We start from the raw sequence: 16295 nt of genomic DNA on the forward strand, positions 1-16295 counted from the left end.
CACCACTGTTGCCGCATGACGCGCGTGCGTGCCTCGAAGGCATGGGTGATCAACGGTGCTCTGGTCGTACTGCTGGCCGGAGCGGCTTTCGGGATATATCAGGCATTCAGCCCCGCACCGAACACGGCGCAGGCGCAGACGCGCAGCACCCCGGTGCGCCGCGCGACGGTCACCGAGACCATCTCCGCCGCCGGGACGCTCGCCAGCAGCTACACCGGCGCCGCGAACTTCTCGAGCGCGGGCAAGGTCACCTCGATCGACGTGAAGGTCGGCGACGTCGTGAGCGCCGGCCAGAAGCTCGCCACGATTGACAGCACGCAGGCGGCGAAGCAGCTTCAGGTCGCGAAGGCGAACCTCGCGGTCGCGCAGGACAGCCTGGACTCCGCCGAGGACGCCGAAGACACCCCGGCGACCGGGCAGAACAGCCAGAACTCGCAGAACAGCGCGCAGTCCGCCGCGAACAACGTCACCTCGGCGCAGGCGAAGCTGGACCAGGCTCAGCTCGACGTCCAGACCGCGCAGGGAACCCTCGACAACACGACGCTCTACGCGCCCGGCGCGGGCACGGTCACCGCGGTCAACGGCACGGTCGGGCAGCAGTCCTCCAGCGGCTCGGCATCGAGCAGCAGCTCCCCGTCGACGTCGAGCAGCGGCAGCGGCCAGGGCGGGCAGGGCTCGTCGAACAGCGCGACGTCGAGCAGCAGCAGTAGCAGCAGCGGCTTCATCACCATCACGAACATGACCGGCCTGGTCGTGAACACGTCGGTCGCCGAGATCGACGTCAGCAAGGTCAAGGCGGGCCAGAAGGCCACCGTGACGCTCAACGCGCTGCCGGACAAGCCGGTCCAGGCGACCGTTTCGAGCATCAACCTGACGCCGACCACGAGCGGCAGCGTCGTGTCCTACGGCGCGCAGCTGGCCCTGACCGACCCGCCGGACGGGCTGCGGCCCGGCCAGTCGGCGAGCGTCGTGATCACCGTCGCGTCCGCCGAGAACGCGCTGAGCGTGCCGGCCGCGGCCGTGACGACGGCCGGCAACACCAACATCGTCACCGTGCAGGTGAACGGCCAGAACGAGCCGCGCCAGGTGCAGGTCGGCATCCGCGGCGAGTCGACCGTGCAGATCACCTCCGGGCTGACCGAGGGCGAGAACGTCGTGCTCACCGCGACGGCCGCGACCGGTACCGGTGGGAACGGCCGCACCGGGGGCACGGGGGGCACCGGCGGGTTCCCGGGCGGCGGGACCGGCGGCTTCCCCGGCGGCGGCCAGCGCGGCACGGGCACCGGTGGCGGCGGCTTCGGCGGCCGCGGGTGAACCCGGTGATCGCGGTCTCCGGGCTGCGCAAGACCTACGGCGCCGGGGAGACGGCCGTGCACGCGCTGCGCGGCGTCGAGCTCACCGTGTGGCCCGGCGAGTACGTCGCCATCATGGGTGCCTCGGGCTCGGGCAAGTCGACGCTGCTGAACATGCTCGGCTGCCTCGACGTCCCGACGTCCGGCCAGTACCTCCTGGACGGGTTCGGCGTCGGCAAGCTCAACGAACGGCAGTTGGCGTTGCTGCGCAACCGGAAGATCGGGTTCATCTTCCAGTCGTTCAACCTGGTGCCGCGGACGTCCGCGCTGTCCAATGTGGAACTGCCGCTCGTCTACAGTGGACTGCGCCGGGCCGAACGCCGACGGCGCGCGCTCGCGGCGCTCGAGATGGTGGGCTTGTCCGACCGGGCCAAGCACCTGCCCAGTGAGCTGTCCGGCGGGCAGATCCAGCGCGTCGCCGTGGCGCGGGCGCTGGTCACCGGCCCGGCGATGCTGCTGGCCGACGAGCCCACCGGCAACCTCGACCGCCACAGCACCGAGGACGTCCTCGGCGTGTTCGACCGGCTCAACCAGCTCGGCCGCACCATCGTCGTGATCACGCACGAGGACGAGGTCGCCGCGCACGCGCACCGCGTCGTGCGGGTCGACGACGGGCTCATCGTGTCGGACGAAGTGACGCGCGCGGTCGGAGCGGTCTCGTGAACTTCCTCGAAATCCTGCGCTTCGCCGTCCGCGGGCTCACCGCGAACAAGCTGCGCTCGGCGCTCACCACGCTCGGCATCACCATCGGTGTCGCCGCGGTGATCCTGCTCGTCGCGGTCGGCAACGGCGCGTCGGCGGCCATCGCGGCCAGCATCCAGGGCCTCGGCACCAACGTCGTCAACGTCTCCCCGGCGCGCGGCGGCGGGCAGGGCGCGTCCGCGCGGCCGCTGACGGTCCAGGACGCGCACGCGCTCGTCGACCCCGTCGGCGCGCCGGACGTCAAGGCCGCCTCGCCCGTGGTGAACACGACGGCGACCGCGACCTACGGGCAGACGTCGTACGACATCTCCAGCGTCGCCGGCACCGAACCCGCGTACTTCACGACGACCAACCGCGACCTCGCCCAGGGGCAGCTGTTCACCAGCGAAGACGTCACGGCCGCGCGCAAGGTCGTCGTCCTCGGCCCGACCACGGCGGAGTCGATCTTCGGCAGCAGCACCGACGCCGTCGGCAAGAACGTGCTGCTCAACAGCATCCAGTTCACCGTGATCGGGGTGCTCCAGGCCAAGGGCAGCACCGGCCTGCAGAACGCCGACGACGTCGCGATCGCGCCGATCTCGGCCGTGCAGAACTCCCTGGCCGGCTACGGCAGCCTCAGCCAGATCGCCGTCCAGGCCACCAGCGCGGACTCCGTCGCGCTGGCGCAGTCCGAGATCACCGCGATCCTCAACGCCCGCCACGGCATCCGGCTCGGCGGCACCGCCGACTACCAGATCCAGAACTCCGAGCAGCTGCTCGCGACGCGGACGTCGGCGACCGAGACGTTCACCGTGCTGCTGGCCGCGGTCGCGGCGATCTCCCTGCTGGTCGGCGGGATCGGTGTCACCAACATCATGCTCGTCACCGTCACCGAGCGGATCCGCGAAATCGGCATCCGCAAGGCGATCGGCGCCCCGCGCGCGGCCATCCTCGGCCAGTTCCTCGCCGAAGCGACCATGCTCAGCCTCTTCGGCGGGCTGCTCGGCGTCGCGATCGGGGTCATCGGCAGCCGGTTCACCATCTCCGGGATCAAACCCGTCGTGGTGCCCTCGTCGATCCTGCTCGCCTTCGCGGTGTCCGCCCTGATCGGGCTGTTCTTCGGCAGCTTCCCGGCGAACCGGGCCGCCAAGCTGCGGCCGATCGACGCCCTGCGTCACGAATAAGGAGCCTTTGCATGTCTTCGTCCACCACGAACCCGCCGACGGCGGAGGAGATCGTCGCCAGCCCGGCGGTCGAGGGTGATCTCAACGCCGAAATGCGGCGCGCCGCGAAGCCGTTCTCCCGCACGACGCTCGTGCTGGCCGGCCTCGTCGTCCTCGCGATCGCGTTCGGCGGTGGCGCCTGGACGCACGCGGCGTTCGGCTCGTCGTCTTCCGCCACGCCCACCCGCCCCACCGGTGGTGCGCAAGGCGGTCAGCAGGGCGGCACCGGGCAGACCGGCGGCACCGGCCAGCAGGGCGGCGGTTTCCGCGGCGCGGGCGGGCGCGGCACCACGGGCACGGTCGACCACGTCGACGGCACCACGGTGTACGTGAAGACCGCGCAGGGCACCGACGTCAAGGTGTCCACTTCGGACTCGACCACGGTCGGCGTGACCCAGCAGGGCAAGCTCTCGGACCTCAAGCCGGGCTCGACGGTCGTCGTTCAGGGGCAGGCGGGTGACGACGGGACGGTGGCCGCGCAGGCCATCACCCAGCAGGCGGCGCGCTAGTTCAGCGCGATGATCGCGGTGTTGAGCGCCGTCGCGAAGAGGATCCAGGCGAGGTAGGGCACCAGCAGGGCGGCGGCGGGCTTCGACCGGCGGGCGAACAGGACGATCGTCACGACCACGACGACGTCCAGCACGACGATGTCGACGAGCGCCGCCGTCGCCGCGCCGCCCTCGAAGAAGAGCGGCGTCCACAGCAGGTTGGCCAGCAGCCCGATGCCGTACGCGGCGAACCCGCGGGTTTCGCCGTCCGTGCGCCAGTACAGCCAGCCGGACACCGCGATCAGGACGTACAGCACCGTCCACACCGGACCGAACAGGGAGCCGGGCGGCGCCCACGGCGGCAGCTCGAGCCGTGCGTAGACCTGACGTGACGAGGCCGCGGCCAGCGCGCCGACCACGGCCACCACGGCGACGACGCCGAGGAAGCAGGCCAGCACCAGCCACGGGTTGCGCTGTGACGCACGTTCGGTCACCGGCTGTTCCCCTCCCGGGCGGCGTCCGGCCATCTTAGGGGGGTTTGCGAGACTGGGCAGGTGAGCAACGGAACCGAGCAGTCCAAGGCATGGTTCGAACGCGCGAAGGCGGCCGTCCCGGGTGGGGTGAACTCGCCGGTCCGGGCGTTCAACTCGGTCGGCGGCACCCCGCGGTTCATGGTCCGCGGCGAGGGCCCGCACCTGTGGGACGCCGACGGGAACCGCTATGTCGACCTGGTGTCGTCCTGGGGCCCGATGATCCTGGGCCACGCGCACCCGCGGGTCGTCGAGGCGGCGCGTGAGGCGGCGTCGTCCGGGCTGTCCTTCGGCACGCCGACCATCGGCGAGGTCGAGCTGGCCGAGGAGATCATCGGCCGGGTCGAGCCCGTCGAGCAGGTCCGGCTGGTCAACTCGGGCACCGAGGCGACGATGAGCGCGATCCGGCTGGCCCGCGGCTTCACCGGCCGGTCGAAGATCGTGAAGTTCGCCGGGTGTTACCACGGCCACGTCGACGCGCTGCTCGCCCAGGCCGGCTCCGGCGTCGCGACGCTCGGGCTGCCGACGTCGCCGGGCGTCACCGGCGCCCAGGCCGCGGACACGATCGTGCTGCCCTACAACGACCTCGACGCCGTCCGGAAGTCCTTTGCGGACAACCCGGGCGAGATCGCCGCGGTGATCACCGAGGCTGCGGCGGGCAACATGGGCGCGATCGCGCCGGACGAAGGCTTCAACGCCGGCCTGCGCGAGATCGCCCACGAAAACGGCGCGCTGCTGGTCATGGACGAGGTGATGACCGGGTTCCGCGTCTCGAGCGCGGGCTGGTTCGGCCTCGAAGGCGTGGCCGGCGACCTCTACACGTTCGGCAAGGTGATGTCGGGCGGGCTGCCGGCGGCGGCGTTCGGCGGCCGCGCCGACGTGATGGCCAAGCTGGCCCCGGGCGGGCCGGTCTACCAGGCCGGGACGCTGTCCGGGAACCCCGTCGCGGTGGCCGCGGGCCTCGCGACGCTGCGCGCGGCCGACCACGCCGTGTACGCGACGCTTGACGCCAACGCGAAGCGCCTCGGCGACCTCTTCCGGCGCGAGCTGAGCGCTGCTGGGGTCGAGAACCACGTCCAGTACGCGGGCAACCTGGTCAGCGTGTTCTTCGGCGACCAGCCGGTGCGCGACTACGCCGGCGCGCAGGCGTCCGAGACGTGGCGGTACCCGGCGTTCTTCCACGCGCTGCTCGACGCGGGCGTGTACGGGCCGCCGAGCGCGTACGAGGCCTGGTTCGTCAACGCGGCCATGGACGACGACGCGTTCTCGGTGATCGAAGCGGCGCTGCCCGCGGCGGCTCGCGCGGCGGCGGAGGCGGTCAAGTGACCACCGTCGTCCACCTGCTTCGGCACGGCGAAGTGCACAACCCCGAGAAGATCCTCTACGGCCGGCTGCCCGGCTACCGGCTTTCGGAGCGCGGGCAGCGGCAGGCGCTGACGGTCGCCGAAGCCGTCGCCGGGCACGACCTCGTGCACGTCGTCGCGTCGCCGTTGCAGCGCGCGCAGGAGACGGCGCGCCCGATCGCCGCGGCGCACCGGCTCGACATCGCGACCGACGAGAGCCTGATCGAGGCCGGCAACCAGTTCGAGGGCCTGCACGTGGCGGTCGGCGACGGCGCGCTGCGCGAGCCGAAGCACTGGCCGAAGCTGGTCAACCCGTTCAAGCCGTCGTGGGGCGAGCCGTACCTGGAGATCGCGCACCGGATGCTCGGCGCGGTCCACCGCGCGCGGGAGGCGGCGGTCGGGCACGAGGCGCTGTGCGTGTCGCACCAGCTGCCGATCTGGACGCTCCGGCGGTTCCTCGAGGGCAAGAAGCTGTGGCACGACCCGCGTCGCCGCCAGTGCTCGCTGGCGTCGCTGACGTCGCTGGTCTTCGACGGTGACGAGCTGCGCGAGATCGTCTACAGCGAGCCTGCGGGCACCACGGACCCGAAGGTGACCGGGGCATGAAACGGCTGGTCGCCGGGCTGCTCGCGCTGGGTCTGCTGGCCGGCTGCAGCAGCGGCAAGGACGCGGTGGTGCAGGGGAGCAGCTTCAGCTTCGTGTCCCCGGGCGGCAAGGTCGACATCACCTACGACCTCGCCCAGCGCCAGACGGCCCCGGTGCTCGCGGGCGACGACCTGATGAACGAGGGCAAGCAGCTCTCGCTGGCGGACTTCCCCGGCAAGGTCGTGGTGCTCAACCTGTGGGGCCAGTGGTGCGGGCCGTGCCGCACGGAGGTCCCGGAGCTGGAGTCGCTCGCCAAGCAGGCGCCGGGGGTGCAGGTGGTGGGCATCGACGTCCGCGACCCGGCCCGCGAGGTGGCGCAGGACTTCGTGCGCGACCGGCAGCTGACGTACCCGTCGATCTACGACCCGGACGGCCGGGTGCTGCTGAAGCTGAGCGGCTACCCGCGCAACATCATCCCGTCGACGATCGTCCTCGACAAGCAGCACCGCGTGGCGGCGGTGTTCCTGCGGCCGGTGCTGGCCCAGGACCTGCTCCCGGTGACCCAGCGCCTGGAGAAGGAAGCCTGATCGAGGGGCTTTTGCCGGGTTTTAACCGGCTTGCGCGGTTGTTCGGCTAGGTTTTCCCATGATCGTTTTGGGCGACCATGGGGAGGAACCATGCTGAAGAAGATCGCGGCCGCCGCGCTGATCGCGGCCGCCACCACCACGATGGCGGCGGCACCCGCGCTCGCGTCCGCGGGCGGCTGCAACGACCGGACCTGCATCGAGGTGGACGGGAGCGGGCTCCGGGTCGACATGATCCAGGGCCACCTCACCCCGGGGGACAGCTTCTACGGCCACTTCCACATCTACGGCGGCGGCATCGACGTCAACAGCCCGACGCAGACCTGGGGCTTCTCCGGCTACAAGATCTACCCGGGACGCGACCTGCCGAACGGCTCGGTGCTGTGCGTCGAGGGCTGGGAGCAGACGGGCGGCGGCCACGCCCTGCGCGGCCGCCCGTGCGTCGAGGTGCACTTCTGATCCACCGGTGACGGCGGTGCCCCCGAGGTCCGGGGGCACCGCCGCCGTCCGGCCGGGCGGGACCAACGTCCTGATCTGCTGTGACCGAGGTCCTGTGAAGCGGCCCCGGAGTTCTCACCAGGACCTCACTGCCTACCCTCAACGGGGTGAACTCCGTGACCGAGCTGGCGATCTCCGGACCGCTGCTGCTCGCCGCGGGCGTGGCGCTGCTGGCCGGAACGATCTCCTTCGCCTCGCCGTGCGTCGTGCCGCTGGTGCCGGGGTACCTCGCGTACCTCGCCGCGCTCGTCGGGGCCGACGCCCCCGCCGTCAGCGCCGACGAGGAGCGCAAGAAGGGCCGGTGGGCCGTTCTCGGCGCCGCCCTGCTCTTCGTGCTGGGGTTCACCGTCGTCTTCGTCGCCACGCTGGGCACCCTCGTCTGGCTGGCCGACACCCTCACCCTCAACCAGGACCTCCTCCAGCGCATCGGCGGCGTCCTGACCATCGCCATGGCGCTCGTCTTCCTCGGCTGGATCCCCGGCCTGCAGCGCGAGGTCCGCTCGCACCGCGTCCCCGGCGGCGGTGTCTGGGGTGCCCCGCTGCTCGGCGCGATCTTCGGCCTCGGCTGGACCCCCTGCATCGGCCCGACGCTGTCCGCCGTCACCACGCTGGCCAGCGCCACCGGCGGGGCCGAGGCCCGCGGCTACCTGCTGATCGCCGTCTACTGCCTCGGCCTCGGGGTGCCGTTCCTGCTCATCGCGCTCGGCGCCCGCTGGGCCGTGCGCGCCACCGACTGGGTGCGCCGGCACGGCCGCCAGGTGCAGATCTTCGGCGGCGTGCTGCTGATGATCGTCGGCATCCTGCTGGTCACCGGCGTGTGGGGAGACCTGATGGGCTGGCTCCGCAACGAGCTCGCGGGCAACTTGGAGCTGCCGCTGTGACGACCACCGAGGCGCCTCCCACGGCACCGCAGGGGCCCACTCCCGCCAAGCGCACCTTCGCCTTCGTGCGCAACACCTGGCGCGGCCTGACGTCGATGCGCACCGCGCTCGTCCTGCTGTTCCTGCTGGCCCTGGCCGCGCTGCCGGGCGCGCTCCTGCCGCAGCGGAAGCTCAACGCCCCCAAGGTCGACGAGTACATCGCCGCGCACGGCTGGTGGGGCACCCTGCTCGACAAGCTCGAGTTCTACGACGTCTACTCCAGCATCTGGTTTTCGGCGATCTACCTGCTGCTGATGATTTCGCTCGTCGGCTGCCTGACGCCGCGCAGCTTCGACTACGTCAAGGCGATGCGCGCCAAGCCGGTGCTGACCCCGCGCAACCTGGCCCGGATGCCGCACTACCGGCTCGGGCGCGGCAAGTCCGACGTCGGCGCGGAGATCGCGGCCGTCCACAAGCAACTGTCCGGCTGGCGCCGCGTGGAGCGCGAAGAGGCCGACGGCGTCCGCACGATCTCCGCCGAACGCGGGTTCCTGCGCGAGACCGGCAACCTGCTCTTCCACTTCAGCATGCTCGGCCTGATCGTGTTCTTCGCACTGGGCAAGCTCTACGGCTACGAGGGCCAGGTCATCGTCCAGGCCGACGGCGACAGCTTCTGCAACTCCGGCATCTACAACTACGACTCCTTCAACGCGGGCCTGCGCGTCGACGGCACCGACCTCGACCCGTTCTGCGTGAAGGTCGACGACTTCACCGTGCGGTACACCCCGGCCGGCGAGCCGGAGTACTACCACGCGAACATCCAGTACCAGTCCGGCGAAGACCTCGACACGAACACCTGGCGCCCGTACGGCCTCGAGGTCAACTCGCCGCTGCGCACCGCCGGCGACCGCGTCTACCTGCTCGGCCAGGGCTACTCGCCGCAGTTCACGGTGACCTTCCCCAACGGCGACAAGCGCACCCAGAACACCCAGTGGCGCACGGTCGACCCGACCACGATGCTCGCCGAGGGCGCGACGAAGTTCGACCAGCCCGGCGTCACCGACGAGGTGCAGCGGCGGACCCGCCAGCTCGCCATCACCGGGCTCTTCGCGCCGACGTCGTTCCTGCACGGCAACGTCCTGACCTCGTCGGCGCCGGAGCTGAAGGACCCGGCCGTCGCCGTCGACATCATGCGCGGCGACCTCGGCCTCGACGCCGGGCGCGGGCAGTCGGTGTTCGAGATCGACCAGTCGCTCGTGGACGACGGCAGGCTGAAGAAGATCGCCCGCGAGAACATGAAGGTCGGCCAGGAGATCAAGCTCGACGACGGCACGAAGATCCGCTTCGACGGCGTCAACCACTGGGTTTCCCTGCAGGTCTCCCACGACCCGACGCAGGGCTTCGTGCTCGGGTTCGCCATCTCGATGTTCCTCGGCCTCGGCGCGTCGCTGCTGGTCAAGCGCCGGAGGCTGTGGGTGCGGGTGAAGCCGGGGACCGAGGACGAGCCGAGTACGGTGATCGAGGTCGCCGGACTGGCCCGCACCGACCAGGCCGGGTACGGCGAAGAGTTCCACCGGATCAGTGAACGCCTGATCAGTGGTCAGAAGGGCTGAGGCAATGCCGATCGACGAGACGCTGTCGCAGTACAGCGACTGGCTCTACACCACCGCCGCGGCGATCTACGTGGTCGCGCTGATGATGACGCTGATCGAGCAGGGCTTCGGCGCCAAGGGGCGCCTGGCCACCGAGCGGGCGAAGCTCCGGGCGCGCGAGCTCGTCGGCGCCGGCGGACCGCCGATCGAGGAGGTCCAGGCCGCGCAGCGCACGGCCGGCCGGCCCGAGCGGATCGGCAAGATGGGCGCGTCGCTGCTCGTGCTCGGCGCGCTGCTGCAGCTCTCGGCGATCGTGCTGCGCGGGCTCGCCGTGCACCGCGCGCCGTGGGGCAACATGTACGAGTACGGCATGGCGGTCACCTTCATCACGGTGGTCACCTGGATCGTCGTCATGGGGAAGTTCCCGGTCCGGCACCTCACCGGCTTCCTGCTGCTGCCCGTCGTGATCCTGATGTTCATCAACGGCACGCTGCTGTACACGACCGCGGCGCCGGTGCAGCCCGCGCTGCAGTCCTACTGGCTGGTCATCCACGTCTCGGCGGCCATCATCGGCTCCGGCGTGTTCCTCGTGCCGGGCGTCGCCAGCGTGCTCTACCTCTTCCGCTCGGCGTACGAAAAGGACGGGACGAAGTTCGCCCGGTTCGCCTCGAAGCTGCCCGCGGCCGACGTCCTCGACCGGATCGCCTACCGGACGACGATCTTCGCCTTCCCGGTCTTCACCTTCGGCGTGCTCTGCGGCGCGGTCTGGGCCGAGTCGGCCTGGGGCCGGTTCTGGGGCTGGGACCCCAAGGAGACCGTCGCGTTCATCGCCTGGGTGATCTACGCGGCCTACCTGCACTCACGGGCGACCGCGGGCTGGCGCGGAGCCCGGGCCGCGGCGATCAACATCGTCGGGTTCGCCGCGATGATCTTCAACCTGTTCTTCGTGAACCTCGTCACGGCGGGCTTGCACTCGTACGCCGGGGTGGGCTGAGCAACCCGCGGGTACTCCGACTACCGTCGTCTTCAGGGGGATGATGTCGGGCGGAGTGCGCGGAGGTTTACACCGGTGACCGGACCCAATGAAGAATCGGCTCCTGGCCACCCCGAACAGGCCGAGCCGGCCGCTGCCCCGCAGCAGCCGGAAGTCAGCCTGTTCGCCGAGGACCGGACGGACTCGCACCCGCACCCCGAGACGTCGGGCGCCTTCGACGTGCAGCCGACGCAGGCGGTCACGCCGCCACCCAACCCGGCGGTCTCCGGGCCCCACCAGGTGCCGAACCCGGCCGTCTCGGGGCCGCACCAGGTGCCGCAGGCCCAGTACGGCTACGACCAGAACCTCCCGCCGCTGCAGCCGCAGTACGCGCAGGCCCAAGCCCAGTACCCGCAGCAGCCGGGACAGCAGCCGTCGGGGCTTCCGCAGCCCCAGGGCGGCCGGCACGCGGCGCCGCCGCAGCAGCCGGGCCACGGGCACGACCTGTCGACCGCGCACCTGGTCAAGCAGGTCAAGCGGCCCCCGCAGTCGGGCTGGCGCAAGGCCGTCTACGTCGGGTCCGGCAAGCTGATCAACCCCGGCGAGAGCCCGGCGGACACACAGCGCCGCGACCTCATCGCGCGCGTGAACCAGCCACTGCGCGGGTGCTACAAGATCGCGATGCTGTCGCTGAAGGGCGGCGTCGGCAAGACGACGGTGACCACGACGCTGGGCGCGACGTTCGCCTCGCTGCGCGGCGACCGCGTGGTGGCGGTGGACGCCAACCCGGACCGCGGCACGCTGTCGCAGAAGCTCCCGCTGGAGACGACGGCGACGGTCCGCCACCTCCTGCGCGACGCGGCCCGCATCACGCGCTACAGCGACGTCCGGTCGTACACGTCCCAGGGGGCCAGCCGGCTGGAAATCCTCGCGAGCGAGCAGGATCCGGCCGTTTCCGAGGCCTTCTCCGAGGACGACTACCGGCGCACGGTCAACCTGCTCGAGCACTTCTACAACATCGTGCTCACCGACTGCGGCACCGGTCTGATGCACTCGGCGATGAAGGGCGTCCTCGACGTCGCGGACGCGCTGGTCGTGGTGTCGTCCGGGTCGGTCGACGGCGCCCGCAGCGCCTCGGCGACGCTCGACTGGCTCGAGGCCCACGGCTACGGCGAGCTGGTGAAGCGCTCGGTGGCGGTGATCAACTCGGTCCGCCCCAAGGGCGGCTCGGTCGACCTCGACAAGCTGTCGGCCCACTTCGGGGCGAAGGTCCGGGCGGTGTGCAAGGTCCCGTTCGACCCGCACCTGGAGGAGGGCGCGGAGATCGAGCTGGACCGCCTGTCCGGCGACACGCGCTTGGCGCTGCTGGACCTGGCCGCGACGGTGGCCGACGGCTTCGCGACCCCGCTTTCGCAGGGCTATCGGTAGGTGAAGACGCGGAAGGCCACCGTCGGGGAGCTACTGCCCGCAGGTGGCCTTCAGTGCGTCAGCCGTCTTCGTCCCGGCGCTTGCGCTGCTGTTCGGACAGCTGGCGCAGGAAGTCGGGGTCGTCGTCCGGGGCGATCAGGGCGCGGCGTGGGGGCGAGGTGACCCCGACCCGCTGACCGGCGAACGACCGCCACAGGAGCAGGGCGACGACCAGCGCGCCGACCGCCGCGAGCAGAGCGAGCATGCCGGATCCTTCCGTGTGGGTCCCCCGAGGTTAACCCGTCGAGCCGGTTTCGGCCCGAACCCCGTCGAGCGGGGTGACGACCAGAACACGAAGGGCCGCGCGGGGCGGGGTGGTTCCCCTTTAGGTGGATACGGATCCGGGGCGCGGTCGGTTCGGGGGAACCCCGCCGGCTTCTGCCATCCGGGCTGGAGGCGGGCGCGGGTTCTTCACCCGAGCGCGGACCTGGAGCCGGCGGCCGTCCGGGGTGGCTCAGGTGCTGGGCGGCGCGGGTTCGCCGTGGGGCGTGGGCTGGAGCGGCGCGGTTCTTTACCCGAGGGCGGCCCTGGGGCGTGGGCTGGAGCGGCGCGGTTCTCTAACCGAGGGCGGCCCTGAGGCGTCGGCTGGAAGCGGCGCGGGCCTTTACCCAGGCGCGGCGGCGGGGCGTGGGGCTGCAAGCGGGCGTTGCGTTCTTTACCCGAGCGCGGCCCTGAGGCGTCGGCTGGAGCGGCGCGGGCCTTTACCCGAGCGCGGCCGCGAGGGAAACAGGCGGGCGCGGGTTTTTCACGCAAGCGCCAGCGAACCACGCCCCACCCGCGCGGCGCACCAAAGCACGAAGGGCCGCGCGGGGCGGGGGAAAGTCCCCCGTACCCGACACGGCCCGGCGCTCGAGATGGTTCAGGCCTTGCGGGCCGGTTCGCTGGCGTCCGTGGTCAGCTCCGCGAGGAGCTCGTTCACCTCGGACTCCCGGAACCGCCGGTGCCCGCCCGGGGTCCGGATCGAGCCGATCCGGCCCGCCGTCGCCCACCGGGTGACCGTCTTGGGGTCCACCCGGAACAGGGCTGCCACCTCACCAGGGGTGAGCAGTCGTCCGCCCATCGTCGCGGTCATTTTCCGCCTCCTTAACGACCTCACTGCTATACCGGAGGCGTCCGGGCCCTTCTGGCCCGTTCCGCCGGGGTAGCCAACACGGCAATCGTTGCACTTCACCCGTCGGGTACTCGAACGGTTGTCCAAGAGTAAAGAGCCCTTAAAGGTCAAAACGGACAGTTTGCTTACGTTGTGCAACTAATTTCCGGTGACCTGACGTGCTCGGATGTCATTCGGCCCGGTCAACGGCGGCGAGGCGTGGTGCCAATGGGGGATTGTCCAACCGCATAGAGTGATCCCCGTGGATCAGTTGGACCGGAAGATCATCGCAGCGTTGCGCATCAACGGACGGGCCACCTACGCCGATCTCGGGCGGGCGGTCGGCCTCTCGGCGTCGTCGGTGCACGAGCGGGTGGGCAAGCTGGAAGCCGCCGGCGTGATCACCGGCTACCACGCCGTCGTCGACCCGAACTCGGTCGGCCTCGGCGTCACCGCCCTCGTCAGCATCCATCCGACCGACACCGCCACGGAGGACGACGTCGCCGACGCGCTCGCCGAGCTCGACGAGGTCGAGAGCTGCTACGCGGTCGCGGGCGACGAGGCCTTCGTCGTCAAGGTGCGCGTCTCGACCGTCGACGAGCTGGAACGGTGCCTCGGCCGGCTCCGGCGCATCCCCGGCGTCGGGCGGACGAACACGACCGTGGTGCTTTCGACCCGCTTCGAGGGGCGCCCGAACAACGCGGGCCTGCAGCGGGACCGGGCGGGCGGCGCGTAGCCTGCCTTGGTGTGAGCGACGAGAAGGCCCCGCAGCTGGCCCGTGACCTGACGCTGTACCTGCTGGCGCGGTTCGTGCTGGTCGCGGTGATCGCGTGGGTGCTGTCCCTGGTCGGCGTGCCGCTGCTGGTCGCCCTCGTCGTCGGCCTCGTCGTCGGGCTGCCGCTGGGCCTCCTGCTGTTCCGCCCGCTGAACGCCCGCGTCACGGCCGGCCTGGCCAAGCGCAACGAGAACCGGGCCCGGGCCCGCGCCGACCTGCGTGCGCAGCTGCGCGGTGACGTCTCCGGCCGGCCGGAATGAGCCGCCTGCACGCCCGCAGCTGGGTCCGCGAGGCCGTCCGGATCATCGAGGCCGACGCGAACCGCAGTGCCGACACCCACCTGCACGTCTTCCCGCTGCCCCCGGAGTGGGGCATCGACCTGTACCTCAAGGACGAGTCCGTCCACCCGACCGGCTCGCTGAAGCACCGGCTCGCGCGGTCGCTGTTCCTGTACGGGCTCGTCAACGGCCAGATCGGGCCGGACACCGTCCTCGTCGAGGCCTCCAGCGGCTCGACCGCGGTGTCCGAGGCCTACTTCGCCCGCATGCTGGGCTTGCGCTTCATCACCGTCGTGCCGCGGCGCACGTCGAAGGAGAAGATCGCGCTCATCGAGTTCTACGGCGGCGAGTGCCACTACGTCGACCAGGCGCCGGCGATGTACCCCGAGGCGGAGCGGCTCGCGGCCGAGTGCGGCGGGCACTACCTCGACCAGTTCACCTACGCCGAGCGCGCGACGGACTGGCGCGGCAACAACAACATCGCCGAGTCGGTGTTCGCGCAGATGCGCTCGGAGCGCCACCCGGTGCCGGCCTGGATCGTGGTCGGCGCGGGCACCGGCGGCACGAGCGCGACCTTCGGCCGGTACGTCCGCTACAAGCGCCACACGACGAAGATCTGCGTGGCCGACCCGGAGAACTCGTCGTTCTTCGGGGCCTGGGAGACCGGGGCGCTCGACTACGCGACCGGCATGCCGTCGCGGATCGAGGGGATCGGCCGGCCGCGCTGCGAGCCGTCGTTCGTGCCGGGCGTCATCGACGAGATGTTCCAGATCCCCGACGCGGGCTCACTGGCGGCGATCCGGCTGCTGCGCGAGCGCACCGGGCACTGGGCGGGCGGCTCGACGGGCACGAACCTCTACGGCGCGTTCCGGCTCATCTCCCGCATGGTCGAGGACGGCCAGGCGGGCAGCGTCGTGACGCTGCTGTGCGACGGCGGCGAGCGGTACGCGCACACCTACTACAACGACGAGTGGGTCGAGCAGCAGGGACTCGACCTGGCCCCGCACACGGCGTTGTTCGAGGAGTTCCTGACGACGGGGAAGTTCGTCCCGGAGAGCTAGACGTTCAGGCCGACCGCGGCCAGCACCGCCCACGCCAGCATCGCCAGACCGGTGTCGCGCAGCGCCGGGATCAGGTCGCGGCCGGTCGCGTTGTGGCGGATCGCGCTGACCGACTGGAACAGCAGCGACACGCTGAGCAGCGGCAGCGCGGCGAGCGAGTGCATGGTGAACCCCAGGACCACCGCGAGCACGAACGGCACGGCCACCAGGATCAGGTACAGGCGGCGGGTGCCCCGGTCCCCGAGGCGGGTCGCCAGCGTGCGCTTGCCGGACTCGACGTCGGTCGGGATGTCGCGCAGGTTGTTGGCTGTCAGGACCGCTGTCGAGAAGCTGCCGACCGCGACCGCGCACGCCAGCGCCGCCCAGCTGACCCGCCCGGCCTGGACGTACACCGTGCCCAGGACGCCGGCCAGCCCGAAGAACACGAACACGGCGATCTCGCCGAAACCGTAGTAGCCGTACGGCTTCTTGCCGCCCGTGTAGAACCACGCGCCGAGGATGCACAGCGCGCCCATCGCGAGCAGCCACCACTGGCCGCTCAGTGCCACGAGCAGCAGGCCCAGCACCCCGGCCAGGCCCAGCGCGACGAGCGCCGCCGTCAGCACGGCCTTCGGCGCCGCGACCCCGGACCCGACCAGCCGCAGCGGCCCGACGCGGTTTTCGTCCGTGCCGCGGATGCCGTCGGAGTAGTCGTTGGCGTAGTTGACGCCGACGATCAGCGAGAGGGAGACGAGCAGTGCCAAAGCCGAGCGCCACCACGAGAACGCGTCCAGCGCGATCGCCGCGCCGACGCCCGCCACCACCGGCGCCACCGCGTTCGGCAGCGTCCGGGGCCGGGCTCCTTCGATCCACTCGCTCAAGCTCGCCATGGCGTCATTCAACGCCATGTCGATCAAAGCCCGGCGAGAGCCCGCG

Annotated in this window: 19 protein-coding genes; 15 read left to right on the forward strand and 4 right to left on the reverse strand. The window is 71.2% G+C overall.

Going from position 1 to position 16295, the window contains the following annotated elements; all coding sequences use genetic code 11:
• Window positions 1–15 precede the first annotated feature (15 nt).
• From QSK39_RS35235 to QSK39_RS35250, 4 genes are read left to right on the forward strand one after another with little or no spacing between them, the layout of a single operon-like run.
• Complete coding sequence (locus QSK39_RS35235) at window positions 16–1314, forward strand: efflux RND transporter periplasmic adaptor subunit (RefSeq protein ID WP_285482183.1); 1299 nt, start codon at window positions 16–18, stop codon at window positions 1312–1314.
• Entirely contained in the window at window positions 1311–2015 is a 705-nt protein-coding gene (locus QSK39_RS35240; protein WP_285482184.1) for an ABC transporter ATP-binding protein, read from the forward strand. The genes QSK39_RS35235 and QSK39_RS35240 overlap by 4 nt, the downstream gene beginning before the upstream one ends.
• Window positions 2012–3217, forward strand: a complete 1206-nt coding sequence (locus tag QSK39_RS35245) for an ABC transporter permease (protein ID WP_285482185.1) — start codon at window positions 2012–2014, stop codon at window positions 3215–3217. Before QSK39_RS35240 ends, QSK39_RS35245 begins: the two co-directional genes overlap by 4 nt.
• Window positions 3218–3228: 11 nt before the next feature.
• Window positions 3229–3765 carry a hypothetical protein gene (locus QSK39_RS35250; RefSeq protein ID WP_285482186.1) on the forward strand — a complete coding sequence of 179 codons (537 nt, stop codon included), beginning with the start codon at window positions 3229–3231 and terminating at the stop codon, window positions 3763–3765.
• On the opposite strand, the gene QSK39_RS35255 is transcribed toward QSK39_RS35250, so the two are convergent.
• A complete protein-coding gene (locus tag QSK39_RS35255; RefSeq protein ID WP_285482187.1) occupies window positions 3762–4238 on the reverse strand; it encodes a TspO/MBR family protein in 477 nt (158 codons plus the stop codon). The two genes, QSK39_RS35250 and QSK39_RS35255, sit on opposite strands and share 4 nt — an antisense overlap.
• Before the next feature lie 60 nt (window positions 4239–4298).
• On the opposite strand from QSK39_RS35255, the gene hemL reads away from it, so the two are divergent.
• The 8 genes from hemL to QSK39_RS35295 all read left to right on the forward strand — a co-directional run bounded on the left by hemL (window position 4299) and on the right by QSK39_RS35295 (window position 12137).
• A complete protein-coding gene (gene hemL / locus QSK39_RS35260; protein WP_285482188.1) occupies window positions 4299–5600 on the forward strand; it encodes a glutamate-1-semialdehyde 2,1-aminomutase in 1302 nt (433 codons plus the stop codon).
• On the forward strand, window positions 5597–6223 hold the full coding sequence (locus QSK39_RS35265) for a histidine phosphatase family protein (RefSeq protein WP_285482189.1): 627 nt from the start codon (window positions 5597–5599) through the stop codon (window positions 6221–6223). Before hemL ends, QSK39_RS35265 begins: the two co-directional genes overlap by 4 nt.
• The gene (locus QSK39_RS35270; protein ID WP_285482190.1) at window positions 6220–6789 is read left to right on the forward strand and encodes a TlpA family protein disulfide reductase; all 570 of its coding nucleotides are present in this window, start codon (window positions 6220–6222) and stop codon (window positions 6787–6789) included. The genes QSK39_RS35265 and QSK39_RS35270 overlap by 4 nt, the downstream gene beginning before the upstream one ends.
• Window positions 6790–6879: 90 nt before the next feature.
• Complete coding sequence (locus tag QSK39_RS35275) at window positions 6880–7245, forward strand: hypothetical protein (protein ID WP_285482191.1); 366 nt, start codon at window positions 6880–6882, stop codon at window positions 7243–7245.
• Between the two features lie 146 nt (window positions 7246–7391).
• Window positions 7392–8165 (forward strand): cytochrome c biogenesis CcdA family protein, encoded by a 774-nt coding sequence (locus tag QSK39_RS35280; RefSeq protein ID WP_285482192.1) that lies wholly within the window; start codon window positions 7392–7394, stop codon window positions 8163–8165.
• Window positions 8162–9757, forward strand: coding sequence for a cytochrome c biogenesis protein ResB (gene resB, locus QSK39_RS35285; protein WP_285482193.1), 1596 nt, complete (start codon window positions 8162–8164; stop codon window positions 9755–9757). The genes QSK39_RS35280 and resB overlap by 4 nt, the downstream gene beginning before the upstream one ends.
• A gap of 4 nt (window positions 9758–9761) precedes the next feature.
• Window positions 9762–10730 (forward strand): c-type cytochrome biogenesis protein CcsB, encoded by a 969-nt coding sequence (gene ccsB, locus QSK39_RS35290; protein ID WP_284748098.1) that lies wholly within the window; start codon window positions 9762–9764, stop codon window positions 10728–10730.
• A gap of 75 nt (window positions 10731–10805) precedes the next feature.
• The gene (locus tag QSK39_RS35295) at window positions 10806–12137 is read left to right on the forward strand and encodes a nucleotide-binding protein (RefSeq protein ID WP_285482194.1); all 1332 of its coding nucleotides are present in this window, start codon (window positions 10806–10808) and stop codon (window positions 12135–12137) included.
• Window positions 12138–12195: 58 nt separating this feature from the next.
• Here the strand turns inward: QSK39_RS35295 and QSK39_RS35300 are convergent, their stop codons facing one another.
• Window positions 12196–12381, reverse strand: coding sequence for a hypothetical protein (locus QSK39_RS35300; RefSeq protein WP_285482195.1), 186 nt, complete (start codon window positions 12379–12381; stop codon window positions 12196–12198).
• A gap of 654 nt (window positions 12382–13035) precedes the next feature.
• Window positions 13036–13248, reverse strand: coding sequence for a BldC family transcriptional regulator (locus QSK39_RS35305; protein ID WP_072474890.1), 213 nt, complete (start codon window positions 13246–13248; stop codon window positions 13036–13038).
• Window positions 13249–13528: 280 nt separating this feature from the next.
• On the opposite strand from QSK39_RS35305, the gene QSK39_RS35310 reads away from it, so the two are divergent.
• Genes QSK39_RS35310 through cds1 form a run of 3 tightly spaced genes read left to right on the forward strand, consistent with a single transcriptional unit; the run spans window position 13529 to window position 15380 of the window.
• Entirely contained in the window at window positions 13529–14002 is a 474-nt protein-coding gene (locus tag QSK39_RS35310; protein ID WP_285482196.1) for an Lrp/AsnC family transcriptional regulator, read from the forward strand.
• An 11-nt stretch (window positions 14003–14013) separates the two neighbouring features.
• On the forward strand, window positions 14014–14301 hold the full coding sequence (locus tag QSK39_RS35315) for a DUF4229 domain-containing protein (protein ID WP_285482197.1): 288 nt from the start codon (window positions 14014–14016) through the stop codon (window positions 14299–14301).
• Complete coding sequence (gene cds1, locus QSK39_RS35320) at window positions 14298–15380, forward strand: L-cysteine desulfhydrase Cds1 (RefSeq protein ID WP_285482198.1); 1083 nt, start codon at window positions 14298–14300, stop codon at window positions 15378–15380. Before QSK39_RS35315 ends, cds1 begins: the two co-directional genes overlap by 4 nt.
• On the opposite strand, the gene QSK39_RS35325 is transcribed toward cds1, so the two are convergent.
• Window positions 15377–16249, reverse strand: coding sequence for a 1,4-dihydroxy-2-naphthoate polyprenyltransferase (locus tag QSK39_RS35325; protein WP_285482199.1), 873 nt, complete (start codon window positions 16247–16249; stop codon window positions 15377–15379). The two genes, cds1 and QSK39_RS35325, sit on opposite strands and share 4 nt — an antisense overlap.
• Window positions 16250–16295 lie beyond the last annotated feature (46 nt).

Origin of the sequence: Amycolatopsis sp. NBRC 101858, from assembly GCF_030269325.1 — a bacterium.
Taxonomy (GTDB): Bacteria; Actinomycetota; Actinomycetes; order Mycobacteriales; family Pseudonocardiaceae; genus Amycolatopsis; species Amycolatopsis ponsaeliensis.